Consider the following 24470-nt stretch of genomic DNA (forward strand, 5'->3'; position numbering starts at 1 on the left):
CCGGTCAGGCCGGGCCGGGCGCGTCGCCCGCGCGCAGCGCCGTGGCCTGCGCGCGGTAGCGGCGGGCGGTGGCGTGCAGGTGTTCGGTGACCGCCCCGCACAGCCACGCGGCGGCACCGGTGGCGGCGACCAGCTCCGCGGCGGGCGGCACCGGGCCCCCGCCGCGGAGCCCGGCGGCCAGGGCGACGGCGACGACGGCGGCGTCCCCTGCGCTCCACCCGTCGTCGAGCAGGCCGGGGTCCCGGGTGCGGTCGACGTCGAGCCGCTCGCGGTCGGGCACGAACCGGTCCCGGCGCCACCGCAGCCGCCGCCGGTGCCAGCGGCCGGCGGCGACCTCCGCGTCGGCGACGTCGCGCAGGCCGACCGGCCCGTCCTCGACCCAGCTGTCGAGGGACCGCTCCGGCCCGGTGGCGATCGCGGCGAGCAGCCGGTCGGCGGCGGCGGACCCGGTCGGCGACCGGTCCACGACGACGCTGTCGGCCGTCTGGGTCACCCGGCCGTCCAGCCCGAGGTCGAGCAGCAGGCCCGCGCGGACGGCCGGACCGCAGACCGACCAGTCACCCGGGCGCCCGCGCGGGTCCAGGCACAGCGCGGCGACCCGCGCGGCCACCCCGGTCCCGGACACGGGCGGCACGGTAGTGGGACGGCGGCGCCGCGAGGGGGTGATCACCGGCTGCCTAGACTCGGACGACGTGGCCCGGACCCCGATGATCGCCCCCAGCCTGCTCTCGGCGGACTTCGCGCGGCTGGCCGAGGAGGTGGCCCGCGTCGCCGACGCCGACTGGCTGCACGTCGACGTCATGGACGCCCACTTCGTCCCCAACCTCACCCTGGGGCGGCCGGTGGTCGAGGCGATCCAGGCGGTGAGCCCGATCCCGCTCGACTGCCACCTGATGATTGAGGCGCCCGAGCGGTGGGCGCCCGGGTACGCCGAGCTCGGCGCCCGCAACGTCACCGTGCACGCCGAGGCCTGCACCGGCGACCCCCGCGGCGTCGCGCGCGACGTCCGCGCCGCCGGCGCCCTGGCCGGCCTGGCGATCAAGCCCGGCACGCCGCTGGAGGACTACGAGGACGTCCTGCGCGACTTCGACACCCTGCTGGTCATGACCGTCGAGCCCGGCTTCGGCGGCCAGGCGTTCATGGCCGAGGTGCTGCCCAAGGTCCGCCGCGCCCGCGAGCTGGTCGACACCGGCCACCTGCAGGTCCTGGTGGAGGTCGACGGCGGCATCAACGCCGACACCATCGAGCGGGCCGCCGAGGCCGGCGCCGACGTCTTCGTCGCGGGCTCGGCCGTCTACGGCGCCGACGACCCGGCCCGCGCCATCGCCGCCCTGCGCGCCCGGGCCACGGCGGCGACCGCCGGGTGACGGTCACCCCGGCCGAGCAGGCCGCCATGGCGAGGGCACGGGCGCTCGGCGAGAGCGTCCTCGGGACCACCAGCCCCAACCCGCCGGTCGGCGCGGTCGTCCTCGACGCCGGCGGCGCGGTCGTGGGGGAGGGCGCCACCTCCCCGCCCGGCGGGCCGCACGCCGAGGTGCACGCGCTGCGCGGGGCCGGCGAGCGCGCCCGCGGCGGCACCGCCGTCGTCACCCTCGAGCCGTGCGCGCACACCGGCCGCACCGGCCCCTGCGCCGACGCGCTGCTCGCCGCCGGCGCCGCGCGGGTCGTCGTCGCCGTGCCCGAGCCCACCGGCGTGGCCGGCGGCGGCGCCGGGGCGCTGCGCGCGGCCGGCGTCGAGGTCGAGGTGGGCGTCGAGCGGCAGGCCGCCGAGGAGGGCGCGCTGGCCGCGTGGCTCACCGGCGTCCGCGCGGGCCGGCCGTTCGTCGTCTGGAAGGTGGGCGCCACCCTGGACGGGCGCGTCGCCGCCGCCGACGGCACCAGCCGCTGGATCACCGGGCCCACGGCCCGCGCCGCCGTGCACGCGCTGCGCGCCACCTGCGACGCCGTCGTCGTCGGGTCGGGCACCGCCCTGGCCGACGACCCGCAGCTGACCGTCCGCGACGCCGACGGCCGGGACGCCGCCCGCCAGCCGCTGCGCGTCGTGCACGACCGCCGCGGGCGGCTGCCGGCCAGCGCGCGGGTGCTCGACGGCGCCGCGCCCACCCACGTCAGCCGGGCGGCCGGCCCGGCGGAGCTGCTCGCGGAGCTGTTCGACCGCGACGTCCGCCGGGTGCTGCTCGAGGGCGGCCCGACCCTGGCCGCGGCCTTCCTCCGCGCCGGGCTGGTCGACGAGGCCGTCGTCCACCTCGCCCCGAAGCTGCTCGGCGCCGGTCCCCCGCTGGTGGGGGACCTGGGAATCAGCACGATCGGCGCAGCGCTGTCCCTCGAGGTCCGGGACGTCACCCTGCTGGGCGGGGACGTGCAGATCCGCCTGCGGCCGACCCGGCACACTGGAGAGCGACCGGACGCGGACGGAAGGGGCTGACGTGTTCACGGGCATCGTCGAGGAGGTCGGCTCCCTCGCCGCACGCGAGGACCTGGGAGGCCCGACGGGCGACGCCGCGGTGCTGCGCATCCGCGCGCGCCGCGTGCTCGAGGACGTGCGCCTCGGCGACTCGATCGCGGTCAACGGCGTCTGCCTCACCGTCACCGGCGTCGAGCCCGGCCCGGACGGCGACCAGGTGTGGTCCACCGACGTCATGGCCGAGACGCTGCGCCGCAGCAGCCTCGGCACCCTCGGCGACGGCGACCCGGTCAACCTCGAGCGCGCCGTCGCCGCCGGGGGCCGCCTGGGCGGGCACGTCGTGCAGGGCCACGTCGACGGCGTCGGCACCGTCGTGTCCCGCACGCCGGGCGAGCGCTGGGACGTCGTCCGCGTCGCGCTGCCGCCGCAGCTGGCACGCTACGTCGTCGAGAAGGGCTCGATCACCGTGGACGGCGTCTCGCTCACGGTCAGCGCGCTGAGCGCCGCCGACGACCCCGGGCCCTGGTTCGAGGTGAGCCTCATCCCCGCCACCCTCCGGGAGACCACGCTGGGCGGACGCGCCCCCGGGGACCCGGTCAACCTGGAGGTCGACGTGATCGCCAAGTACGTGGAACGCCTGCTGGGAGCGCGCCGATGAGCGGCACCGTCCGCCTGGACACCGTCGAGAGCGCCATCGCGGCGATCAAGGACGGCCGCCCCGTCGTCGTCATCGACGACGAGGACCGCGAGAACGAGGGCGACCTGATCTTCGCCTCCGAGCTCGCCACGCCCGAGCTGGTGGCCTTCATGGTCCGGTACACCTCGGGCTACATCTGCGTGTCGGTCACCGAGGCCGACGCCGACCGGCTGGACCTGCCGCCGATGTTCCGGGTCAACCAGGACCGCCGCGGCACCGCCTACACCGTGACCGTCGACGCCCGGGAGGGCGTGACCACCGGCATCTCCGCCGCCGACCGCGCGCACACCATCCGGCTGCTCGCCGCCGCGGACACCTCCTCGGCCGACCTCGCCCGCCCCGGCCACATCGTGCCGCTGCGCGCCAAGGACGGCGGCGTGCTGCGCCGACCCGGGCACACCGAGGCCGCCGTCGACCTCGCCGTCCTCGCCGGCCTGCGCCCCTCGGGCACGCTGTGCGAGCTGGTCAGCGAGAAGGACCCGACCGGCATGGCCCGCGCCGAGGAGCTGCGGGTCTTCGCCGACGAGCACGACCTGTGCCTGATCTCCATCGCCGACCTCATCGCCTACCGCAAGCGGTTCGACAAACTGGTCGAGCGGGTCGCCGAGGCCACCGTGCCGCTGGCGCCGGGCACCTTCACCGCGGTGGGCTACCGCAGCTCCTACGACGAGCGCGAGCACGTCGCCTTCGTCTACGGCGACATCGGCGACGGCGAGGACGTGCTGGTGCGTGTGCACTCCGAGTGCCTCACCGGCGACGTCTTCGGCTCGCTGCGCTGCGACTGCGGCCCCCAGCTGCAGGCCGCGCTGGCCGCCGTCGCGCACGAGGGCCGCGGGATCGTGCTCTACATCCGCGGGCACGAGGGCCGGGGGATCGGCCTGCTGCACAAGCTGCAGGCCTACCAGCTGCAGGACGCCGGCGTGGACACCGTCGACGCCAACCTCGACCTGGGCCTGCCCGCCGACGCCCGCGACTACGGCACCGGCGCGCAGATCCTCGTCGACCTCGGCGTGCACACCATGCGGCTGCTGACCAACAACCCGGCCAAGCGCGCGGGCCTGGAGGGCTACGGCCTCAAGGTCACCGGCCGGGTGCCGCTGCCCAGCCACGTCACCGCCGAGAACCTGTCCTACCTGCGCACCAAGCGCGACCGGATGGGCCACCTGCTCGACATCATCGAGCCCGAGACCGAGTCCGGCCCCGCCGACGTCCCCACCGGTGAGCACGCCACCGTCCCGGGCACCGACGTCCCCCTGGGCCAGAGGGAGCAGCGGCTGTGAACGAGCCGGCGAGTCCACCGAGGGGCACAGCAGCGGGTCCGCGCACGCGGCCGGTGACCGTCGGCGAGGAGGCGGCGTGAGCGGGCAGGGACGCCCCGAGGCCGGCGCGGTCGACGCCGCCGGGCTGACGCTGGGCATCGTCGCGACCACCTGGCACGCCGAGATCACCGACGCGCTGCTCGCCCGCGCCGTCGAGGCCGCCCGCGCCAGCGGCATCGACCGGCCGACCGTCGTCCGGGCGCCGGGCGCGGTGGAGCTGCCGGTGGTCGCCCAGGCGCTGGCCGAGCGGCACGACGCCGTCGTCGCGCTCGGCGTGGTCATCCGCGGCGGCACCCCGCACTTCGAGTACGTCTGCGACGCGGTCACCGCGGGCCTCACCCGGGTGGCGCTGGACGCCGGCAGGCCCGTCGGCAACGGCGTGCTCACCTGCGACACCGAGGAGCAGGCCCGCGACCGCGCCGGCCTGCCCGGCTCCGCCGAGGACAAGGGCTGGGAGGCCGCCGTCGCCGCACTGGCCACCGCGCTCACCCTCCGCGGCCTCCGCGGGCCGCGGCACGCCACCGGCTTCCAGGCCACCCCGGCCGTCGGGCAGGGGCTGGCGTGAAGCGCTTCGACGAACTGTTCGCCGAGCTGTCGGCCAAGGTCGCCGCGGGCGACCCCGCCTCGGGCACGGTGACCGCCGTCCGCGACGGCGTGCACGCCGCCGGCAAGAAGGTGGTCGAGGAGGCGGCGGAGTCCTGGATGGCCGCCGAGCACGAGGGGCCCGAGCGGACGGCGGAGGAGATCAGCCAGCTCCTCTACCGCGTGCAGGTCCTCATGCTCGCCCGCGGGCTGACCCTCGACGACGTCTACACCCACCTCTGAACCACCGCCGTCGACCCACAGGAGACACACAGTGCTGCGCATCGCCGTGCCCAACAAGGGCGTCCTGAGCGAGCCCGCGGCCGCGATGCTCGCCGAGAGCGGCTACCGCCAGCGGCGCAGCACCAAGGACCTCGCGGTCTACGACCCCGAGAGCGACACCGAGTTCTTCTACCTGCGCCCGCGCGACATCGCCGTCTACGTGGCCGCCGGCACCCTCGACGTCGGCATCACCGGCCGCGACATGCTGCTGGAGACCGCGCCGGCCGACGGCGAGGGCCCGACCGCCGTCGAGGTCATGCCGCTGGGCTTCGGCCGCTCGTCGTTCCGGTTCGCCAGCCCCGTCGAGTCGGGCATCGACTCGGTCGAGAAGCTGGCCGGACGGCGGATCGCCACCGCCTACCCGGTGCTGCTGCAGCGGTACCTCGACGAGTCGGGGATCAAGGCCGGCGTGGTCAAGCTCGACGGCGCGGTGGAGACCGCCTGCCGCCTCGGGGTGGCCGACGCGGTGTGCGACGTCGTCGAGACCGGGACGACGCTGCGCGCCGCGGGCCTGCGGATCATCGGCGAGCCGGTGCTCACCAGCGAGGCGGTGCTCGTGCGCCGGGAGGGTTCGGAGGAGATCCCCGCCGTCGCCCAGCTGCGGCGGCGGCTGCGCGGGGTCCTCGTGGCCCGGCAGTACGTGCTGCTCGACTACGACTGCCCGAACGAGCTGCTGGCCCGGGCCACCGAGCTCACCCCCGGCCTGGAGGGCCCGACGGTCAGCCCGCTGCAGACCGAGGGCTGGTCGGCGGTGCGCGCGATGGTGCGCCAGTCCGACACCAACCGGGTGATGGACGAGCTCTGGGAACTCGGCGCCCGCGCCATCCTGGTCACGAGCATCCACGCCTGCCGTCTCTAGACGGGGGACCGCCCCTCCGCCCACGCCGCGCGAGCGCAGGCGGCGGGACCCTGGAGGGTGGCCGTTCCCGCACCTCACCACGGCGGCCCCCTCCCCGGGTGGGGAGGGGGCCGCCGTCGGGTCGTCGTGCGGTCAGCGGGCGCGGGTGGTCCGGTCGACCAGGTCGATCGCGGTGCACAGGCCCAGCGCCATGGCGCGGCCGCTGGTGGAGCCGGTGGCCAGCAGGCCCTCGATGGCCGGGCCGAGCGGGCGCTCGCCGACCAGGCCCTGCAGCACCGCGGCGTACTCGCCGCTGACCCGTCCCGCCGCGGCGTGCCGCAGCAGCGCCCGGGACAGCTCGGTGGTGCGGCCGGCGGCCAGCGAGTAGACACCGGCGGCGAACCGCTCGGCGGCCGGGTGCCGCAGCAGCACCAGGCCGGCCATCGTGCCGGCCATGACGTCGTCGCCGGCCGGGGTGAGGCCGGGGCCCAGGCCGATCAGCCGGGCGGCGGTGCGCAGCGCGGCGTCAAGGTCGGCCCGGCGCACCGCGCCCCGCAGCGCGGCCAGCGGGCCGCCGGGGCCGGCGGGCAGGCCGGGCAGCGTGAACGCGCTGTGCGGGACGCCCTCGCCGTAGAGGGTGGTGCGCAGCTGGCGCACGCCCTCGGGCAGCAGCGCCGGACGCGGGCTGGGCAGCCGCGGCCGCGGGTCCCACCACGCCGCGGCGCGCACGACCAGGTCGCCGACGACGATCCGGCCGCCACCGACCTCCGCGGGCGCACCACTCGGCAGCGCGACGAGGGGACGGCCGTTGCTGGGCCGGAAGAGGACGCAGCCCAGGGGCAGGCGGGCGGCGTCGCTGGTGAGCACACCGACGACGTCGGTGCCGCGCTCGGTGGGCACCTGGAGGTACACCGCGGCGGGCATGCTCATGAGCACCCGCGCGGGGCGGACGGGACCGCGCAGCAGGTCGGCCACGCCGGTGCTGGCCGAGGCCGGGACCGCCGAGGCGGCGCGTGCCGGCGACGCCGTCCGCAGCGTCTCCTGCGCCGACGAGCGGGGCAGGGGGATCGTCGGGACGCCGGCACGGGCGGCGCGCCCCGGTGCGGTCGGAGAACCGGTGGTCGAGTGGTCGATGGTGCGCATGTGTGCAGCCCTTCCCCGTCGGACAGCGGGAGCGACCCTCCGCTCGACTCCCGCCCCTCGGACCGGCCGTCGGAGGGTGAGACGCACCACCTGGGGGGAGCGCCTACCATCCAGCGGACGGTCCGACTGGCTCGAAGCTATGCGGCGCGTCGCACGTCCTCTTATGGCGAATGTGGCCAAGAATGGGGGTGCCCGTCCAGGCACACCTGCCATTTTCCCGCAACTCGAGAAGGACGACGGGTGAGGAGGAGGGCGAGTCGTGACTCACAGTGATACGCCGATGACTTCGGCGATGTACCCGACTGCGCCGCTGCAGCTGCCCCACGGGTGGCAGAACCCCTCTCCGTCCCGCGCCCTGCCTGCCCGCGACGAGCGCGCCGGGTGGCGCGACCGCGTCGGCCTGCGCCTGGACGAGGCGCTGCGCCTGCCCCGCCTGGTGGGCGCCGAGGTGGTCGCCGGGCGCTCCGGGACCGGCCGCGTCGTCCGGCACATGGTCGTCGACGACCCGTCGGCCCCGCTGGCCACCGCCGGTCCCGACGTCCTCGTCGTCCTCGGCGCCCGGCTGCCCCCGGCCGACGCCGCCGCCGGCCGCGCCCTGGTGGACCGGCTGCTGCAGGTCGGCGCCGCCGCGCTGGCCTTCCGCCGCACCGAGGGGCCGCCCGCGGTGCCGGCCGAGGTGCTCGCCGAGGCCGAGCGGCACGGGTTCCCCGTGGTGGCGCTGCCGGCCACCGTCCGGATGGACGAGGCCGTCTCCGAGGTGCTCGGCGCGGTCGTGCGCCGGCAGGGCGAGGCGCTGGCCGTCTCCGCCCGCATGCACGACCAGTTCATCGACGTCGCGCTGAGCGGCGGCGGCCTGGCCGAGGTCACCGAGCAGCTGGCCACCTACCTCGAGGGCGCCGCCGTCCTCGGGCTCGGCCCCGACCGGGAGATCGTCACCAGCGCCGGCCCGCCCGCCGACGTCGCCGAGATCAGCGACTGGCTGTGGCTGCTCGACGCCGAGGCCGAGGACGAGCTGGCCATGATGGCGCCGGCCCACCGGCTGTCGGGGGTGCGCGCCGACCAGACCGTCGTCACGCCCGCCGACGTGCTCGCCGACGCCGACCTGTCCCCGGCCGACGGCATCCTGCTCGTCCCCGGCCACCACGAGCTGCCCGGCGGGGTGGGGGAGTACGCGGTCGCGCCGATCATGGCCGGCGACCAGCGGCACGGCTGGCTGGTCGCGGTGCACCGCAGCGGCCAGATGGTGGTCGGCGCCGGCGGCGTGCTGGAGCGGGCCGCCGTCGTCTCGGCGCTGTCGGTGATCCGCCAGCAGGCGGTGCACTCGGTGGAGCTGCGCTTCCAGGGCGACCTGGTCCGCCGGCTGGTCGGCGGCTCGCTGCGGCACACCGAGCGGGCGCTGGCCCAGACCCGCTCCTTCGGCTGGCGGCTCGACGGCCCCGTCGTCGTCCTGGTCACCGCCACCGAGACCGCCGCCGACCCCGCGGCCGACCCCACCCGGGCCCTCGACGTCCTGGACCGGCTGGCCGACGGCTGGCGGGCGGCGCTGGAGACCGAGGTGAGCGGCGCCGCGGTGGCGGGGCTGTCCACGGAGATCGTCACGGTGCTGCCGCTGGACGGCCGGACGCCGGAGGAGATCACCTCGCTGGTCACCGCGGTGACCTCGCGGGTCAACGCGCGGGTGCGCCGGGTCGGCCGGGTGCTCGGCACCGGCATCGGCCGCCCCGCGGAGTCGATCTCGGCGCTGGGCGAGGCGCACCAGCAGGCGCAGCGGGCGCTCGGCGTGGGGCAGGAGATCCACGGCGCGGCCGCGGTCACCCACTTCGACCAGCTCGGGGTGTTCCGGTTGCTGTCGCTCATCCCGGACAGCACGGAGCTGCGCTCCTACGTCGACGAGGTGCTCGGCTCGCTGGCCGACGCCGCCGATCCGGACTCGGCGGACCTGCGCGAGACGCTGCGGGTGCTGCTGGAGACCAACCTCAACGTCGCGGAGTCCGCCCGTCGGCTGCACTTCCACTACAACACGATGCGCTACCGGATCGGCAAGCTCGAGCGGCTGCTCGGGCCCTTCACCACCGATCCCACGCTGCGGCTGAACCTGCTGCTGGCGCTGCACGCCGCGCGCATGCGCGGGCTGGACCAGCCGCACCGCCCGCCGGTCGACTCGGGGCTGCTGCCCCCCGACGACGGCTACGACGCGCTGGTCTGAGGCCGGGTCAGCTCCAGGCTGGCCTCCCACAGCTCCCGGGCGCGGCCGGGGTCTCGGCTGTCCGGCGACGACGGCGCCTCGACGCCGCGCTCGAGGTAGCGCCCGCTGGTGCCCGGCGGGCCGGTGACCGCGGCGGCGAGCCGGGCGGCCGCCTCGTCGACGCCGGAGGCGAACGGCAGCCGGGCCAGCAGGGGCGCGAGGCCGGTGTAGACCGCGCGGGCCGGGGCGGGGTACCGGTGGTGCAGCCCGGTGCCCGGCACCAGGCCGGGGTCGAAGACGGCGACGTCGACCTCCGGGTGCCGGCGGGCCAGCTCGGCGCCGAAGAGGACGTTGGCGAGCTTCGACGTCGCGTAGGCGCGCTGCCCGGACTCCCGGCGCGGGCGGGCCAGCTCGCGCGGGTCGGCCCAGCGCGGCGCCGGGAACGGCCCGGACTTCCGCCAGGTGCCCCAGTGGGTGCCGCTGCCGACCACGACCACCCGCGCGCCCGGCGCCAGGTGCGGCAGCAGCTCCACGGTGAGCAGGAAGTGCGCGAGGTGGTTGACCGCGAAGGTCAGCTCGTGGCCGTCGGCGCTCGCCTCGTCGGCGACCGGCAGCTGGACGCCGGCGTTGAGCACCAGCGCGTCCAGCGGCTCGCCGGCGGCGACGCGGGCCGCGGCCGCCCGGACGGCACCGAGGGAGGCCAGGTCCAGGTCGACCACCTCGGCCAGGGGTCCCAGCTCGGCGGCCACCGCCGCGCCGCGGGCGGCGTCGCGGGCGCCGAGCAGCAGCCGCCACTGCCCGGTGGCCGCCAGGTGTCCGGCGGCGGCCCGCCCGAGCCCCGACGTCGCCCCGGTGACCAGGGCCGTGCGGATGTCGCCCATCGTGCCTCCCGGGGCCTCGCGGGACGGCGTCCCGATGTGGGACTCTGTGCCAGGATGGGACGCCGTGTCAACAGGAGGTGGCGGTGACCGAGACGGCCGCGCAGCGACGGCGCCGGCGGCTGCGTGCCGAGGTGACCCGCCGCGCGGTCGCCCTGTTCGCCGCGCAGGGCTACGCCGCCACGAGCACCGGGCAGGTGGCGGCGGCGGCCGACGTCTCGCGCAGCACGCTGTTCCGGCTGTTCGCCGACAAGGAGGACCTGCTCTTCGGCCTCGAGGACGACCTGCTCGCCGCCGCCGCGACGGCCGTGGCCGACGCCCCGCCCGACCTGTCCCCGTGGGCGGCGCTGCGCACGGCCGCCGTCGCGATCGCCGGTCGGGTCGCCCCGCTGCGCGACCTGCTGCTCACCCGCGAGCAGGTGGTGGCCGGTGTGCCGGCGCTGCGGTCGCGGGCGGCGGCCGAGCTGCGCCGCTGGGAGGCCGCGCTCGCCGACGGGCTGGCCGCCCGCGGCGTCCCGGCCGGGGACGCGCTGCTGCTGGCCAAGCTCGTCGTCGCCTGCTTCGAGGTCGCCCGGGCCGGCTGGCTGGCCGGCGAGGCCGGGGACCTGCCGGACCTGCTGACGGCGGCCCTGGACCGGCTGCCCGGCCTCCTGGAGGCCTGACCTGCGCCGGGCGGGCGGCGCGGGGACGATCGCGGGCGTGACCGCACCGGTGGACGAGCTCGTCGCCCGCATGCAGGACCTGCTCGACGACCTGGTCGCCGCCGGCGACCCGGCCCGCCACTTCCTCGGCACCTACCTGCGCACCACCGAGGCGGTGAACGCGGCGATCGACGCCGGCCGGTTCGAGGACCCGGACTGGGTGACCGCGTGGGACGTCGACTTCGCCGGGCTGTACCTCGACGCCCTGGAGGCGCACCGCCGCGACCCGGCCACCCCGCCGGCGCCGTGGCGGGCCGCGTTCGGCACCGACCCGGCCGCCCGGCCGGAGGCGCACGTGCTGCTCGGCATGAACGCGCACATCAACTTCGACCTGCCGCAGTCGCTGGTGCGGGTGATCGGCCCGGCCGACTTCGCCGACCCGCCGCTGCTGGACTCCCGCCGCCGCGACCACGAGCGCATCGACGAGGTGCTGGCCGGCCGGGTGGCCGCCGAGGACCTCGCCCTGCAGGCCGCGGGCAGCCGCCGCACGCCGGTGGACCGGGTGTTGGCCGGGCTCAACCGGACGGCGGCCCGGGCGCTGCTGCGCGAGTCGCGGCGCCGGGTGTGGGGCAACACGACCGTCCTGCACCGGGCGCGCCTGCACGGGCCCGAGGCGCTGGCCTGCCGGGTGGCCCAGCTCGAGGCCGCGGCGGCCGCGCGGGTGACCGACCTGCAGCGCGGCGGGCCGGTGCTGCTGCGGCTGGCCGTGCGCGGCTTCGGCGTCGTCCTGCCGGAGGGATGAGGGCCGGGGCGGCGCCGTCCTAGCGTGGGGACGTGGCGGCGCGACCGGAGGTCCCCGGCGAGGAGGTCGACGCACACCCGCGACCCCGGCTGCGCGGGGTCGACGTGCTGCGCGGGCTCGCCGTCGTCGGCATGCTGCTCGTCGACAACCGCGGCAACGCCGCGATCCCCGACCAGCTCGAGCACGTGGCGTGGGACGGGCTGCACGTCGCCGACGTCGTCTTCCCGGTCTTCCTGCTGGTGGTGGGCGTGTCGGTGCCGTTCTCCCGGCGGTCCGCCCGGCCCCGGGCCGCGCTGGCCCGGGTGGCCAAGCTCGCCGTCCTCGGCTGGCTCGTCGTCACGGTCAAGTACGGCTCGCCGACCGCCGGGCTGGGCGTCCTCGGCCACGTCGCGGGGGCCTACCTGCTGTGCTGGGCGCTGCTCCGGCTGCCCCGCCCGGCGCAGGTGCCCGTCGCCGCCGGGGTGCTGGCGGGGCTGTGCGTCCTCACGGTCGTCCTGGGCGACGGCCCCGACCGGTCGTGGGGGCACGCCGTGGACGCCGCCCTCGGCCTGCGCTTCTCCGCCGAGGCGCCGCACTCCTACCTGGGTGGCGCGGTGACCGTCTTCCTCGGCGTGCTCGCCGGGCGGGCACTGCGGTCCGGCGCGGGCCGGGCGGCCCTGGTCCGGCTGACGGCGGGCGGTGCCGCGCTGGTCGCCGCGGGCGCGGCGCTCGGCCCGCTGGTGCCGGTGAACAAGCGACTGTGGTCGCCGTCGTTCGTGCTGGTCACCGGCGGCATCGCGCTGCTGGCGCTGGCGCTGCTGCACTGGCTGGTCGACGAGCGCGGGACGGCGCGCCCGTTCCGGCCGTTCGAGGTGCTGGGGATCGAGGCGATCGTCGCGTTCGTCTTCTCCGAGGTCGTGTTCCGCGCGGTCCTCTCGCCCGGGGTGCAGCCGGCGGTCGACGGCTGGGTCACCGCGGTCGCCGGGGCGGCCGTGTCCGCCTGGCTCTACCCGGTGCTCTCGATCGTGGTGACGTGGGCGCTGTGCGCTGCGCTGCTGCGCCGCGGGGTGGTCGTGCGGGTCTGAGGCCGCTCAGTCGCCGTCCGGCGCCGGCGGCGGGCTGCCCCCGACCGGCTCGACCGCGCTGCGCTCGAGCAGCCGGTTGGCGCTGACCAGGGTGATGCCGCGGTCGGCGACCTGCTGCAGCGCGGACGGCAGCGCCCGCACCTCCAGCTCGCGCCGCTCGGCCAGCGCGACGGCGAAGGCGGCCCGCGGGTCGAAGGTGCCGCGGCCGATGCCGTCGTGCAGGCCCAGGACGTCCCCGGCGGTGACGGTCTGCCCCATGTAGTCCTCGATCTCGGTCACCTCCTTCCGGTCGCCCGGGCCGCGGGTGACCGACCAGATGAAGGTGTCGTAGCCGAGCTCGGCGGCGATGCGCAGCGCGTAGCCGGTGAGCTCACCGCGGGGCGGCCGGAAGCTGGTGAACGGCTGTCCGAGGAGGGCCTCGATCTCGTCCTTGCAGCGCACCATCTCCTCCCGGGTCTCCTGCTGGGTGAGCGTGGTGAGGTCCCGGTGCGTCCAGGTGTGGTTGCCGATCTCGTGCCCGGCGGCGACGACGTCGCGCAGCACGTCGGGGTGGTGGACGCCGTTCCAGCCCATGACGTTGAACGTCGCGGTGACGCCGGCCCGGTCGAGCGCGTCGAGGATCCGCGGGGTGTACTCCGGCGTCGGCCCGTCGTCGAAGGTGATCGCCGCGACCGGCTCGGAGACCGTGGTGTTCCAGACGACGCGGCGGGTGCCGAGCCGGGCGACGCCCTCGCCCTCGTCCGCCGCGCCGGCGGCCTCGAAGAAGCGCTCCTCGGCGCGCGCCGTCGCCCGGCGCCGGACCTCGTCGTCCTCGGTCGCGACGAGCACGCCGCCGGTGGCGCCCACCGCCAGTCCGGCCGCGCCCGCTCCGGCGCCCAGGAGGAACCCGCGTCGCGTCGTCATGGAGAGGTCCTAGACCCGGGGCGGGGGCGCTGGGAACCACCGGGAGCGACCGGTCTCGTTCCGCTGTGGTCCGCGCTGCCGGATCGCGCGGGCGGGCGCAGGCTGGCCGGGGTGCCGCACGGTGCGGCGCGGGAGGAGGACCGCATGACCGACGCCGGCCGACCACTGTCCGGGAGGGTCGCCCTGGTCACCGGGGCGTCGTCGGGGATCGGGGAGGCGACCGCGGTCGCGCTCGCGGAGGCCGGCGCCGCCGTGGCGATCGGTGCCCGCCGGGCCGACCGGCTCGACGCGCTGGCGGGGAAGCTGCGCGACGACGGCGCCCGCGTGCTGACGCTCGACCTGGACGTGACCGACGAGGCGTCCTGCCGGGCCGCCGTCGCCCGGACCCGGGAGGAGCTCGGCGGGCTCGACGTCCTGGTCAACAACGCCGGCGTGATGCTGCTCGGCACGATCGTCGGCGCCGACGTCGAGGACTGGCGGCGGATGCTGTCCACCAACGTGCTCGGCCTGATGTACATGACGCACGCGGCGATCGACGGCATGGTCGAGCAGGGCTCCGGCGACGTCGTGAACGTCTCGAGCGTCGCCGGCCGCACCGCCCGCAAGGGCGCCGGCGTCTACAACGCCAGCAAGTGGGCGGTGAACGCCTTCAGCGAGTCGCTGCGCCAGGAGGTGACCACCCGGGGCGTGCGGATCTCCCTCGTCGAGCCGGGCGCGGTGGCCACCGAGCTCACCGACCACATCACCCAGCCCGACGCCAAGGCCGCCTCGGTGCGGATGTACACCGAGATGACGCCGCTGCAGGCCGGGGACGTCGCGCGGGCGATCACCTACGTCGTCAGCCAGCCGCCGCACGTGGCGGTCAACGAGGTCCTCGTCCGCCCCACCGCCCAGGAGCGCTGAGGCACGGGAGGCCGTCCGCACGTGCCGGTCGTCGACACGTGCGGACGGCTCCCGGTGCCGCGTTCAGTCGGAGAAGACCTCGATGGAGGCGCCCATCTCGACCAGGCGCTCGTAGAGGTGCTCGTAGCCGCGGGCGATGATGTCGACGTTGCGCAGCACCGACGTGCCGCGCGCGGCCAGCATCGCCAGCAGGATGCAGACCGCGGGCCGCAGCGCCGGCGGGCAGACGACCTCGGCGCTGCGCCAGCGGGTCGGGCCGGTGACGAGCACCCGGTGCGGGTCCATGAGCCGGACGTCGGCGCCCAGCCGGGTCAGGTCCGACAGGTGGATCGCGCGGTTGTCGTAGACCCAGTCGTGGATGAGCGTCGAGCCGGTGGCCGAGGCGGCGATGACCGCGAAGAACGGCAGGTTGTCGATGTTCAGGCCCGGGAACGGCATCGGGTGGATCTTGTCGATCGGGGCCTTGAGCTGCGACGGGCGGATGGTGACGTCGGCCAGCCGGGTGTGCCCGTTGTCGGCCAGGTACTCCGGCGACAGCTCGTAGCGCAGCCCCATCTCGGCCAGCACCGCCAGCTCGATCTCGAGGAACTCGATGGGCGCGCGGCGGACGGTCAGCTCGGACTCGGTGACGATGCCGGCGGTCAGCAGGCTCATCGCCTCGACCGGGTCCTCGCTGATCGTGTAGTCGACGTCGGCGTCGAGCACCGCCCGGCCGGTCACGGTGAGCGTCGTCGTCCCGAGGCCCTCGACGTCGACGCCGAGCAGCTGCAGGTACAGGCACAGGTCCTGGACCATGTAGTTCGAGCTGGCGTTGCGGATGACCGTGGTGCCCTCGGTGCGGGCGGCGGCCAGCAGCGCGTTCTCGGTCACGGTGTCGCCGCGCTCGGTCAGCACGATGGTGCGCCGCGCGGTGGCCCGCGGGTCGACGGTGGCGTGGTACTCACCGGCGTGCGCCTCGACGTCCAGGCCGAACGGGCGCAGCGCGATCATGTGCGGCTCGACGGTGCGGGTGCCGAGGTCGCAGCCGCCGGCGTAGGGCAGCCGGAACGAGCGGGCCCGGTGCAGCAGCGGGCCGAGGAACATGATGATGCTGCGCGTCCGGCGGGCGGCGTCGGCGTCGATGCCGGCCAGGTCGAGCTGGTCGGGGACCTGCAGGGTCAGGTCGCGGCCGGTCCCGTCCCAGGTGGCCGCCACGCCGATCGAGCGCAGCACGTCGAGGATCCGGTCCACCTCGACGATGCGGGCCACGTTGCGCAGCGTCGTCCGGCCGCGGTTGAGCAGGGCGGCGCACAGCAGCGCGACGGCGGCGTTCTTCGACGACTTCACCGTCACGCTGCCGCGCAGCGGCGTGCCGCCGGTGACCCGCAGGTGGGTGGGGCCGGCCGGGCCGACGCTGATCAGCTCGCTCTCGAGCGCCTCGGAGAGCCGGCCGAGCAGGTCGAGGGTGAGGTTCTGCCCGCCCTGCTCGATCCGGGCGATCGCGCTCTGGCTGGTGCCCAGCCGCTCGGCGAGTTGCTGCTGGGTCAGCCCGCGGTGCCGACGGGCGTCGCGGACCAGCAGGCCGATGCGCTGCATGGCGCTGGCCGCGGAGGAGGGGGCGGGGGAGAGGGGGGTGGTCGTGGTCTCGGCCGGGAGCTCGGTCGCCGTCACGGTCGGGAACGGTATCTCGCACGTGAGATACGACTGCTGCGGCACGCCGGTGGAACGGGAAGGACCGGTCCGGCCAGACTGCACCCATGGACGTCGTGGTCACCGGAGGTACGGGGAGGCTGGGCCGGGTCCTGGTCCCGTCGCTGCAGGCGGCGGGGCACCAGGTGCGGCAGGTGTCGAGGCGGGGGACCGGCCCGGGAGGGGTGCGGGCCGACCTGGCCACCGGCCGGGACCTCGCGACGGCGGTGCGCGGCGCCGAGGTGGTCGTGCACGCCGCCACCGACCCGCGGGGCAACCCGTGGCAGGTCGACGTCGCCGGCACCCGGCGGCTGGTGCAGGCGCTGGACCGTGACCGGCTGCGGCACCTGGTGCACGTGTCGATCGTCGGCGTCGACCGGGTGCCGTGGAACTACTACCGGGCCAAGTTCGCCGCCGAGCAGGTGGCCCTGGCCTCGGGACTGCCGGTGACCATCGTGCGGATCACCCAGTGGCACGACTTCGTCGACGACATGCTCGGCACCGCCCGCCGCGGGCCGGTGCTGATCGTGCCGATGGGCTGGAGCGCCGCGCCGGTCGACGTCGGGGAGGCGGCCGGGTTCCTCACCGAGGTCGTCGCCGGGGCCCCGTCCGGCGGGGAGGTCGTCGAGTTCGGCGGGCCCGAGGACCTCTCGGCCGCCGACCTCGCCCACGCGTGGGTGGCGGCCCGCGAGCCCTCGGTGCGGGTGGTGGCCACCCCGCTGCCGGGCCGGCTGTCGGCCGCCTTCCGCGAGGGCGGCGTGCTCCCCGGCCCGCAGGCGGCGCGCGGGCGGGTCACCTACGCCGAGCACCTCCGGAGCTGAGCGCGCCGTCCCTGCCGATCTCCGCAAGGGGAGCGCCAGGTCGAGGGCGAGGTCCGGAAACCGCCGGTGTGCGGGCACGCGCGGCCCCTACGGTCGGCTGGTGCCCGCCCGCCCGGTGTCCCTGCCCGTCCTCGCCGCCGTCGCCGTCACCGTCCTCGCCTGGGCCTCGGCCTTCATCGGCATCCGCGCTGTCGGCGCCGACCTGTCCCCGGGCGCGCTGGCGCTGGGGCGGCTGCTGGTCGGGACGGCGGTGCTCGCGCTGCTGTCGCTCGGCCGCGGCTGGGTCGCCCCCACCCGCCGCGAGTGGGGGCTGCTGGCGGTCTGCGGGGTCGGCTGGTTCGCCGTCTACAACGTCGCCCTCAACGCCGCCGAGCGGCACCTGGACGCCGGGACGACGGCGATGCTGGTCAACATCGGCCCGATCCTGATCGCGGTGCTCGCCGGGGTGTGGCTGCACGAGGGCTTCCCGCGCCGGCTGGTCGCCGGCCTCGCCGTCGCCTTCGCCGGGGTGCTGCTCATCGGGGCGGCCGGCCGGGGGAGCGGCGGCGACCTGGTCGGGGTGCTGCTGTGCCTGGTCGCGGCGGTGACCTACGCCGTCGGCGTGGTGGCGCAGAAGCCGGTGCTGCGCCGGCTGCCGCCGCTGCAGGTGACCGCGACCGCCTGCGCGATCGGGGCGGCGTGCTGCCTGCCGTGGGCCGGGGCGCTGGTGTCCGACCTGGCCGCCGCGCCAGCGTCCTCGGTGCTGGGGACGGTCTACCTGGGCGTCGTCCCGACGGCGCTGGCGTTCAGCACCTGGGCCTACGCGCTGGCCCGCACGGAGGCCGGCCGGCTCGGCGTCACGACGTACCTGGTGCCGCCGCTGGTCGTCGTCCTCGGGTGGGTGCTGCTGGACGAGGTGCCGCCGGCGCTCGCCGTCGCCGGGGGTGCGGTGTGCCTGGCGGGAGTGGCGCTGTCCCGGCGCCGCGGCCCGGTGCGGCAGCCGGAGCCGGTGCTGGAGGCGGCCGCTCAGAGGTAGGCGCGGGGGTCCACCGCGGGCGGCAGCTCCCCGGGCACGATCCGCCGGCCGGTGACCGCCGTGGGGATCAGCCGCACCCGGTGCCCGTGCTCGCCGGGCGCCCACGGCTCGAGGCCCGTGGCCCGCGTGCGCGCGACCAGGTCGGCGCGGTGCTCGGGGCCCACCTCCTCGGCGGTCACGAGCCCATCGTGGCCGTACCCCCGGACGCCCGCGAGCGGGTCAGCGCTCCCGGCGCCGGCGGGGGCCGGCCCACGGGTCGTCGGGGTCCAGGTCGTCGTCGGCGTCGGCCGGGGTCTCCCGGGTCGCATCGGCGCGGCGGGCGGCGGCCTCGAGCGCGTCGTCCCGCTCGGCGGCGCGCTGCGCCCGCTCCAGCCGCTCCCGCTCGCGCTCCTGCGCCCGCAGCTGCCGCCGGGTCGGGCGGCCGGTGTCGGGCTCCGCGCGGGTCCGGCTGAGCCACCACAGCCCCGCGCCGGCCAGCGCGAGCCCGACGGGCAGCACGTACGCCGCGGCGCGCTCGGTGCCGCCCTCGCCGAGCAGCTCGACCACCCCGGCGCCGTAGAAGACCGTCATCGCGGTGGCGAACAGGCCCAGGAGGACCACGGTGGTGCCCAGCGCCTCCGACCACGGCCGCACGGCGTAGGCCAGCGCGATGAGCCCGAGGCCGCCGCCGACCAGGTACAGCACCGTGCCGGCGGTGTGCAGGCTCGGCGAGGTCAGCCTCGGGAAGACGCCGACCAGCAGCACCCCGAGCGCGGCGACGCCGAGCAGCGCCACCGCCGGGCGCGCCGCCCGCCCGCGCAGCACCGGCAGCAGCGCCACCGCCCCGGCGCCGATCAGCCCGGCCTGCACCACGAACGAGGCGTTCATCAGCGCGTGCGCCGGCTGGGTGGCGTCGCCGAGGGCGCTGATGGTGTCGGCCGAGCGCGAGTACGGCAGCACCGACCGCAGCTGCACGACCGTCTCGACGACGAAGAACTGCAGGGTCAGCAGCCAGGCGACCGCACCCCAGGTGATCCGCTTGCCGGGCATGCGGCCCATGGTCCCAGCCGGTCCCGTGCCCGCCCCTGCCGCCCGCGCGCGCGGGCGGCGGGTCAGCCGAGGTGGGCGAGGACGGCGGCGTGCTGCGCGGGCGTCAGGTAGGAGGGGTTGCTGCCGGCGGGCATGCGGAGCACCTCGGCGTCGCGGGTGACGGGGTCGCCCAGCAGGTCGCCGCGCGGCACCGGGGCCGCGAGCAGGGTGAGCCGGACGACGACGACCGGCCCGCCCGCGTCCTCGCCGACCTCCCCGGCGAGCTCCCCGGTCGCGTGCACGCCCGGGCGGTCGGGACCGCTCAGCCACAGCAGGCACGGGTCGCCGGGGCGCATGAGCCCGAGCCGGTAGGAACGGCGCAGGCAGCGGGAGAACGTCGCCTGCTCCCCGGGGCGCCAGCCGGGGACGACCGCCTCGGGCGGCCGGGCCGTCTTGACCACCCAGCAGGCGACGTCGGCGGGCCGGAGGCGGGGCACGGGCCCATCCCAGCAGCCGGGCACGATGGGCGCGTGCCGCCCCCGCCCGCCGCCGCGCCGGGCGGGGAGGAGCCGCTGCCGCCGGGGCACCGGGCCGGCGACGCGGGCCTGCGCCGCGCGTCGGGAGCGGTGTTCCTCGCCGGCGTCGCCGTGTTCGCCGTCCTGTACGCCCCGCAGGCGCTGCTGCCCGAGCTGACCCGTGCCTTCGCCGTGTCGCCGGCCGCGGCCACGCTGTCGGTCTCGGTGGCGACGGCGGGGCTGGCGCTGGGGCTGCTCGTGCTCGGCCCGCTGTCGGACCGGATCGGCCGCCGGCCGGTGCTGCGGGCGGCGCTGGCGGTGGCGAGCGGGCTGGCGGTGCTGACCGCGGCGGCGCCGGCGTGGGAGGCGCTGCTCGTCCTGCGCGGCCTGCAGGGGTTCGCGCTGGCCGGGCTGCCCGCCGTCGGCGTCGCCTACCTCCGCGAGGAGCTGGACGCCTCGGTGAGCTCGCGGGCGATCGGGCTGTTCGTCGGCGGCACGGCGATCGGCGGGCTCAGCGGCCGGGTGGTCGCCGGGGCGCTGGCCGACCTCGGCGGCTGGCGGGCGGCGGTCGGCGGCATCGCCGGGCTCGCGGTGGCGTGCACGGTCGCCGTCTGGGTGCTGCTGCCGGACTCGCGCCGGTTCGTCGCGGTGCCGCGGGAGACGCCGGTGCTGCACCAGCTCGCGCGCGGCTTCGGCGACCCGGTGCTGCTGGGTCTCTACGGGCTGGCGGCGCTGCTGATGGGCGGGTTCGTGGCGGTCTACAACGCGGGCACGTTCCGGCTGGAGGCCGAGCCGTACGGGCTGTCGCCCGCGCTGGCCGGGCTGGTGTTCCTGACCTACCTGCTGGGATCGGTGGCGTCACCGGTCGCCGGGGGCCTGGCCGAGCGGGCCGGGCGGCGGGTGGTGGTCCCGGTGGCGCTGGCGGTGACCGCGGCGGGCCTCGCGCTGACCCTGGCCGCGCCGCTGGCGCTGGTCGTCACGGGCCTGGGGGTGCTGACGGTCGGCTTCTTCGCCGCGCACGGCGTGGCCAGCGGCTGGGTGGCCGCGCGGGCGGCGCTGGGGGAGCGGCCGGTCGGCCAGGCCGCCTCGCTGTACTCGTTCTGGTACTACGTCGGCTCGTCGGTGGGCGGCACGCTGGCCGGCCGGGCCTGGGCGGCGGCGGGGTGGCCGGGCGCGGTGGTGGTCGCGGGCACCGGCATCGGCGGGGCCCTGGTGCTGGCCCTGCTGCTCGGGCGCAGCAGCGCGCCGGGCCGGGGCTGAGGGGCGGGTGCCGTCCGGCACCCGCCCCCGGGAGATGACGGGCTGTGCGGCCCTCCTGCAGGGACCCGCGCGAGCCCAGCGAGGGGTCGGGAGCAGGAGGGTCCTCCCTCAGTCGGTGGCGGAGTGGAACTCCGCGCCGGCCGGGTCGGCGTCGTCGGAGCCGACGGCCTGCCGCTCCTGCTCGGTGCGGTGCTGCAGCCAGTCGTCGTCGGGCCGCGGGTCGGTCTTGCCGTGCTGCTGACGGTCGCGCGGCGCCGACTCCTCGGTGTCCATGACGTCGTCGAGGGTCGGGCGGTCGGGTTCGGTCATCGCAGTGCCTCCGCTGCGTCGTCGTCGATCGGTCCCGGAGGCCATAGCCGTCGAAGGGGGCGGGAAACCCCTAGCGCTGCTCGAGCGACCCGGCCGGCAACCAGGCCTCGACGAGCACCGGGCCGTGCGGCCCGGGGACGGCGTAGGCGACCCGGCCCTGCCAGCCGCTGGCGGACTGGCGCCACTCCACCAGCAGGCCGGGGACGGTCCCGTCCGCACCGGGCGGGGTCAGCACCCAGCAGTGCCGGCCCGCCGCCGGCTCCCTCGCAGGCGGCCGGGGCGGCGGTGCCCCCGGGGGCGGGGCCGGCGCGACGCCGGAGTCCGCGGCGCGCTCGCCGAGCGACGGCCGCGACCTGCCCCGCTGCATCCCGCCTGCCACCCGGGCAGTCTGACACGGTGGTCGAACACGCGTTCGGACGGCGAGCTGCGGGCGCCGTGTCGCCGTGTCGGCGTGTCGACTCGGCGACACGCCGACACGTCGGTGATCCCGGTCACAGTCCGTGCGGGGAGTCACCTACTCGTCACTGATCGTTGTTGGAGTGTGCACCGCGACTGCTTAGCGTCGCTCACGTCCTGGCACCTGCCCGAAGGGTCCTCCGTGCTCTCATCAACCGGCTCCCGGCGCCTGCTCGCGCGCCGGGCGGCACTCGGCGCCGCTGCCGTGGCCGTCGCCGTCGTGGGTCTCCCGGCCACCGCCTCCGCGGCCGCGCCGACCGCCCCGTTCATCTCCGAGATCCACTACGACAACGCCGGCGCTGACGCCGACGAGTTCGTCGAGATCCACATCCCGGCCGGTATGAGTTCAGCGGGGCTCTCGGTCGTCCTCTACAACGGCAGTGGGGGAGCCTCGTACGCGACGCTGGACGTCCCGTCGGTCACCGCGCCTCCAGACGGGCCCGCGGTCGCGGTCGTCGCCGGGCCGACCAGCGGCATCCAGAACGGTTCCCCTGACGGTGTGGCACTCGTGCGCGGCACCGAGGTCCTCGAGTTCCTGTCCTACGAGGGCCAGTTCACGGCGACGGCCGGCCCGGCGAGCGGCATGCTCAGCACGGGGATCGGGGTGAGCGAGGCCGGTACCGAGCCCACAGGGCAGTCGCTCTCGCGGACCTACGACGCGGCCAGTGACGCGCTGGTGTGGGCGGGTCCCGCGACCACGTCGAAGGGCGCGGTCAACGCGGCCGCACCCGCGACGCCGCCGCCCGTGACGACCGGCGTCTGCGACGCGACGCCCACGCACGAGATCGGCGCTGTCCAGGGCGACGGCGCCGCCAGCCCGATCACCGGGCAGACGGTCACCGTGCGTGGCGTGGTCGTTGGCGACGTCCCGGGTCTGTCCGGTTTCTATCTGCAGGACGCTGACGGCGACGGCAGCGCCGCCACCTCCGACGGCGTCTTCGTCTTCAGCCCCGTGGCGGTCGACCTCGGCGACACCATCGCCGTGACCGGCCAGGTGCAGGAGTACAGCGGCCAGACGCAGATCGCCGCGCGCACCGACGTCGCGGTCTGCGCCGACGGCACCGCGGCGAGCCTGCCGCCGGCCGCCCCGCTCGACCTGCCTGCCGACGCCGCTACCCGCGAGCGGCTCGAGGGCATGCGCGTCGCCCCGGCCGACCAGCTCACCGTCAGCGAGGTCTACGACCTCACCAGCTACGGCGAGCTGACCCTCTCCGCGGGTGGCGTGCTGGTGCAGCCCACGGAGATCGCCCGCCCGGGTTCCGACGCAGCCGAGGCCGTGGCGGCGGACAACGCCGCCCGCAAGATCACCCTCGACGACGGCGTCAGTGCTCGCGTCACGGTGACCACGCGGCCCCACCTGTCGCCCACCACCCCGGTGCGGGTCGGTGACCAGCTGCGTCTCCAGGAGTCGCTGGTCCTCGGCGAGGGCTTCGGCACCTACCGCCTGCAGCCGGCCGACGGCACCGCCGCCGACGTCTTCGCGCCGCAGAACACGCGCCCCGCCGCTCCGGCGCCGGTCGGCGGCGACGTCCGGCTGGGCACGTTCAACGTGCTCAACTACTTCCTGACCTTCGGCGGGGAGGGCCGGGGTGCCGCCGACCAGACCGAGCTCGAGGAGCAGGCGGCCAAGGAGGTCGCGGCGATCCGTGGTCTCGGCGCCGACGTCGTCACCCTGCTCGAGATGGAGGACACCGACTCCACCGGGTTGACCCCCGGGAACGCGGACACGGCACTGGCCGACCTGGTCCGTCGGCTCAACGCCGCGGAGGGCTCGCCGGTCTGGAGCCACGTGCCGATGCCGGATGAGCTCTACGCCGTCGACCGCGACGTCATCCGCAACGCGGTCATCTACCGCAACGACGTCGTCCAGCCGGTGGGTGACCCGGTCGGCCTGGTCGACGAGGCGGTGTGGTCCAACGCACGCGAGCCGCAGGCCCAGACCTTCGTCAAGGACGGTGACGCGTTCACCGTGGTCGCCAACCACTTCAAGTCCAAGAGCCCCGGCGACCCGACCGGCGACAACGTCGACACCGGTGACGGTCAGGGGGAGTGGAACGGCGACCGCGTCCGCCAGGCGCGGTCGGTGGCAGCCTTCGCCGCCCAGCTCGCCCGGAGCACCGGCGACCCGGATGTGATCCTGCAGGGCGACCTCAACGCCTACTCGCAGGAGGACCCGATCGAGGTCCTGCGCGAGGCCGGGTTCACCGACCTCGGCGAGGCGCTCGACCCGGGCCGGTACAGCTACGTGTACGACGAGCTCTCCGGCTCGCTCGACCACGCGCTGGCCACGGCGTCGCTGGCGGACAAGGTCACCGACGCGGCCCACTGGAACATCAACTCGGTCGAGTCGTTCGCCTACCAGTACACCGGTGACCCGGCCCTGTACGCGCCGGACCCCTACCGCTCCAGCGACCACGACCCGCTGGTCGTCGGGATCGACCTGCAGGAGCGCTGCAACGGCCTGCGGCCCACCATCACCGGCACCCCCGGGGACGACGTCCTGCGCGGCACCAACGGCGTCGACGTGATCATGGGTCTCGGCGGCGAGGACACCATCAGCGGCGGCAACGGCGACGACGTCGTCTGCGGCGGCGCCGGCGACGACACGCTCTCCGGGGAGAACGGTGCCGACGTGCTGCTCGGCGGGTTCGGCCTCGACACGCTCGCCGGCGGGAACGGCGACGACACGCTCGTCGGTGGTCCCGGCGGGGGCGACGTCCTGACCCAGGGCCGTGGCACCGGCAGCAGCGAGCAGGACGGCCGCGAGTCCTGATCCG

26 protein-coding genes are annotated in these 24470 nt (G+C 76.5%); 16 read left to right on the forward strand and 10 right to left on the reverse strand.

Going from position 1 to position 24470, the window contains the following annotated elements:
* Window positions 1-4: 4 nt before the first annotated feature.
* A complete protein-coding gene (locus tag ACFO3M_RS04520) occupies window positions 5-625 on the reverse strand; it encodes a GPP34 family phosphoprotein (RefSeq protein ID WP_387986900.1) in 621 nt (206 codons plus the stop codon).
* A 67-nt stretch (window positions 626-692) separates the two neighbouring features.
* Between ACFO3M_RS04520 and rpe the strand changes: the two genes are divergently transcribed.
* The 7 genes from rpe (at window position 693) to hisG (ending at window position 6143) form a co-directional block, all read left to right on the forward strand.
* Complete coding sequence (rpe, locus tag ACFO3M_RS04525) at window positions 693-1367, forward strand: ribulose-phosphate 3-epimerase (RefSeq protein ID WP_387986903.1); 675 nt, start codon at window positions 693-695, stop codon at window positions 1365-1367.
* Complete coding sequence (gene ribD, locus ACFO3M_RS04530; protein ID WP_387986906.1) at window positions 1364-2425, forward strand: bifunctional diaminohydroxyphosphoribosylaminopyrimidine deaminase/5-amino-6-(5-phosphoribosylamino)uracil reductase RibD; 1062 nt, start codon at window positions 1364-1366, stop codon at window positions 2423-2425. The genes rpe and ribD overlap by 4 nt, the downstream gene beginning before the upstream one ends.
* Window position 2426: 1 nt before the next feature.
* On the forward strand, window positions 2427-3062 hold the full coding sequence (locus ACFO3M_RS04535) for a riboflavin synthase (RefSeq protein ID WP_387986910.1): 636 nt from the start codon (window positions 2427-2429) through the stop codon (window positions 3060-3062).
* Window positions 3059-4381 carry a bifunctional 3,4-dihydroxy-2-butanone-4-phosphate synthase/GTP cyclohydrolase II gene (locus ACFO3M_RS04540; RefSeq protein WP_387986914.1) on the forward strand — a complete coding sequence of 441 codons (1323 nt, stop codon included), beginning with the start codon at window positions 3059-3061 and terminating at the stop codon, window positions 4379-4381. The genes ACFO3M_RS04535 and ACFO3M_RS04540 overlap by 4 nt, the downstream gene beginning before the upstream one ends.
* Before the next feature lie 76 nt (window positions 4382-4457).
* A complete protein-coding gene (gene ribH / locus ACFO3M_RS04545) occupies window positions 4458-4985 on the forward strand; it encodes a 6,7-dimethyl-8-ribityllumazine synthase (RefSeq protein WP_387986916.1) in 528 nt (175 codons plus the stop codon).
* Window positions 4982-5245 carry a phosphoribosyl-ATP diphosphatase gene (locus tag ACFO3M_RS04550; RefSeq protein ID WP_387986919.1) on the forward strand — a complete coding sequence of 88 codons (264 nt, stop codon included), beginning with the start codon at window positions 4982-4984 and terminating at the stop codon, window positions 5243-5245. The genes ribH and ACFO3M_RS04550 overlap by 4 nt, the downstream gene beginning before the upstream one ends.
* Window positions 5246-5276: 31 nt before the next feature.
* On the forward strand, window positions 5277-6143 hold the full coding sequence (hisG, locus tag ACFO3M_RS04555; RefSeq protein WP_387986921.1) for an ATP phosphoribosyltransferase: 867 nt from the start codon (window positions 5277-5279) through the stop codon (window positions 6141-6143).
* A 132-nt stretch (window positions 6144-6275) separates the two neighbouring features.
* On the opposite strand, the gene ACFO3M_RS04560 is transcribed toward hisG, so the two are convergent.
* On the reverse strand, window positions 6276-7265 hold the full coding sequence (locus tag ACFO3M_RS04560; protein WP_387986923.1) for an oxamate carbamoyltransferase subunit AllH family protein: 990 nt from the start codon (window positions 7263-7265) through the stop codon (window positions 6276-6278).
* 292 nt (window positions 7266-7557) lie between these two features.
* Between ACFO3M_RS04560 and ACFO3M_RS04565 the strand changes: the two genes are divergently transcribed.
* Window positions 7558-9471, forward strand: coding sequence for a PucR family transcriptional regulator (locus tag ACFO3M_RS04565; protein WP_387986926.1), 1914 nt, complete (start codon window positions 7558-7560; stop codon window positions 9469-9471).
* Here ACFO3M_RS04565 and ACFO3M_RS04570 read toward each other — a convergent pair.
* Window positions 9453-10331 (reverse strand): SDR family NAD(P)-dependent oxidoreductase, encoded by an 879-nt coding sequence (locus ACFO3M_RS04570; RefSeq protein WP_387986929.1) that lies wholly within the window; start codon window positions 10329-10331, stop codon window positions 9453-9455. The genes ACFO3M_RS04565 and ACFO3M_RS04570 overlap by 19 nt on opposite strands.
* An 83-nt stretch (window positions 10332-10414) precedes the next feature.
* Between ACFO3M_RS04570 and ACFO3M_RS04575 the strand changes: the two genes are divergently transcribed.
* From ACFO3M_RS04575 to ACFO3M_RS04585, 3 genes are read left to right on the forward strand one after another with little or no spacing between them, the layout of a single operon-like run.
* Window positions 10415-10990 (forward strand): TetR/AcrR family transcriptional regulator, encoded by a 576-nt coding sequence (locus tag ACFO3M_RS04575; protein ID WP_387986932.1) that lies wholly within the window; start codon window positions 10415-10417, stop codon window positions 10988-10990.
* A 37-nt stretch (window positions 10991-11027) separates the two neighbouring features.
* The gene (locus ACFO3M_RS04580) at window positions 11028-11771 is read left to right on the forward strand and encodes a DUF5995 family protein (protein ID WP_387986935.1); all 744 of its coding nucleotides are present in this window, start codon (window positions 11028-11030) and stop codon (window positions 11769-11771) included.
* Window positions 11772-11803: 32 nt separating this feature from the next.
* A complete protein-coding gene (locus tag ACFO3M_RS04585) occupies window positions 11804-12835 on the forward strand; it encodes a heparan-alpha-glucosaminide N-acetyltransferase domain-containing protein (protein ID WP_387986938.1) in 1032 nt (343 codons plus the stop codon).
* A 6-nt stretch (window positions 12836-12841) separates the two neighbouring features.
* On the opposite strand, the gene ACFO3M_RS04590 is transcribed toward ACFO3M_RS04585, so the two are convergent.
* The gene (locus ACFO3M_RS04590) at window positions 12842-13738 is read right to left on the reverse strand and encodes a polysaccharide deacetylase family protein (RefSeq protein ID WP_387986939.1); all 897 of its coding nucleotides are present in this window, start codon (window positions 13736-13738) and stop codon (window positions 12842-12844) included.
* Window positions 13739-13882: 144 nt separating this feature from the next.
* Here ACFO3M_RS04590 and ACFO3M_RS04595 point away from each other — a divergent pair, with 144 nt between their 5' ends.
* A complete protein-coding gene (locus tag ACFO3M_RS04595; protein WP_387986940.1) occupies window positions 13883-14641 on the forward strand; it encodes an SDR family NAD(P)-dependent oxidoreductase in 759 nt (252 codons plus the stop codon).
* A gap of 63 nt (window positions 14642-14704) precedes the next feature.
* On the opposite strand, the gene ACFO3M_RS04600 is transcribed toward ACFO3M_RS04595, so the two are convergent.
* Window positions 14705-16291: a helix-turn-helix domain-containing protein gene (locus ACFO3M_RS04600; RefSeq protein WP_387986943.1), complete on the reverse strand. Its 1587-nt coding sequence runs from the start codon at window positions 16289-16291 to the stop codon at window positions 14705-14707.
* A gap of 86 nt (window positions 16292-16377) precedes the next feature.
* Here ACFO3M_RS04600 and ACFO3M_RS04605 point away from each other — a divergent pair, with 86 nt between their 5' ends.
* Both ACFO3M_RS04605 and ACFO3M_RS04610 read left to right on the forward strand, forming a co-directional pair.
* Complete coding sequence (locus ACFO3M_RS04605) at window positions 16378-17130, forward strand: SDR family oxidoreductase (protein ID WP_387986944.1); 753 nt, start codon at window positions 16378-16380, stop codon at window positions 17128-17130.
* A gap of 100 nt (window positions 17131-17230) precedes the next feature.
* Window positions 17231-18145, forward strand: a complete 915-nt coding sequence (locus tag ACFO3M_RS04610) for a DMT family transporter (protein ID WP_387986945.1) — start codon at window positions 17231-17233, stop codon at window positions 18143-18145.
* Here the strand turns inward: ACFO3M_RS04610 and ACFO3M_RS04615 are convergent.
* The 3 genes from ACFO3M_RS04615 to ACFO3M_RS04625 form a co-directional block, all read right to left on the reverse strand.
* Window positions 18136-18324, reverse strand: coding sequence for a hypothetical protein (locus ACFO3M_RS04615; protein ID WP_387986948.1), 189 nt, complete (start codon window positions 18322-18324; stop codon window positions 18136-18138). The two genes, ACFO3M_RS04610 and ACFO3M_RS04615, sit on opposite strands and share 10 nt — an antisense overlap.
* Window positions 18325-18364: 40 nt before the next feature.
* Entirely contained in the window at window positions 18365-19174 is an 810-nt protein-coding gene (locus tag ACFO3M_RS04620) for a DUF998 domain-containing protein (RefSeq protein ID WP_387986951.1), read from the reverse strand.
* A 62-nt stretch (window positions 19175-19236) separates the two neighbouring features.
* Window positions 19237-19650 (reverse strand): hypothetical protein, encoded by a 414-nt coding sequence (locus tag ACFO3M_RS04625; RefSeq protein ID WP_387986954.1) that lies wholly within the window; start codon window positions 19648-19650, stop codon window positions 19237-19239.
* A gap of 33 nt (window positions 19651-19683) precedes the next feature.
* On the opposite strand from ACFO3M_RS04625, the gene ACFO3M_RS04630 reads away from it, so the two are divergent.
* On the forward strand, window positions 19684-20928 hold the full coding sequence (locus ACFO3M_RS04630) for an MFS transporter (RefSeq protein ID WP_387986956.1): 1245 nt from the start codon (window positions 19684-19686) through the stop codon (window positions 20926-20928).
* A gap of 108 nt (window positions 20929-21036) precedes the next feature.
* Here the strand turns inward: ACFO3M_RS04630 and ACFO3M_RS04635 are convergent, their stop codons facing one another.
* Both ACFO3M_RS04635 and ACFO3M_RS04640 read right to left on the reverse strand, forming a co-directional pair.
* The gene (locus ACFO3M_RS04635) at window positions 21037-21237 is read right to left on the reverse strand and encodes a hypothetical protein (protein WP_387986958.1); all 201 of its coding nucleotides are present in this window, start codon (window positions 21235-21237) and stop codon (window positions 21037-21039) included.
* Between the two features lie 70 nt (window positions 21238-21307).
* Entirely contained in the window at window positions 21308-21616 is a 309-nt protein-coding gene (locus ACFO3M_RS04640) for a hypothetical protein (protein WP_387986960.1), read from the reverse strand.
* Window positions 21617-21835: 219 nt separating this feature from the next.
* Between ACFO3M_RS04640 and ACFO3M_RS04645 the strand changes: the two genes are divergently transcribed.
* Window positions 21836-24466: an ExeM/NucH family extracellular endonuclease gene (locus ACFO3M_RS04645; RefSeq protein WP_387986962.1), complete on the forward strand. Its 2631-nt coding sequence runs from the start codon at window positions 21836-21838 to the stop codon at window positions 24464-24466.
* Window positions 24467-24470 lie beyond the last annotated feature (4 nt).

The organism is Geodermatophilus arenarius (assembly GCF_042654585.1).
Taxonomy (GTDB): Bacteria; Actinomycetota; Actinomycetes; order Mycobacteriales; family Geodermatophilaceae; genus Geodermatophilus; species Geodermatophilus arenarius.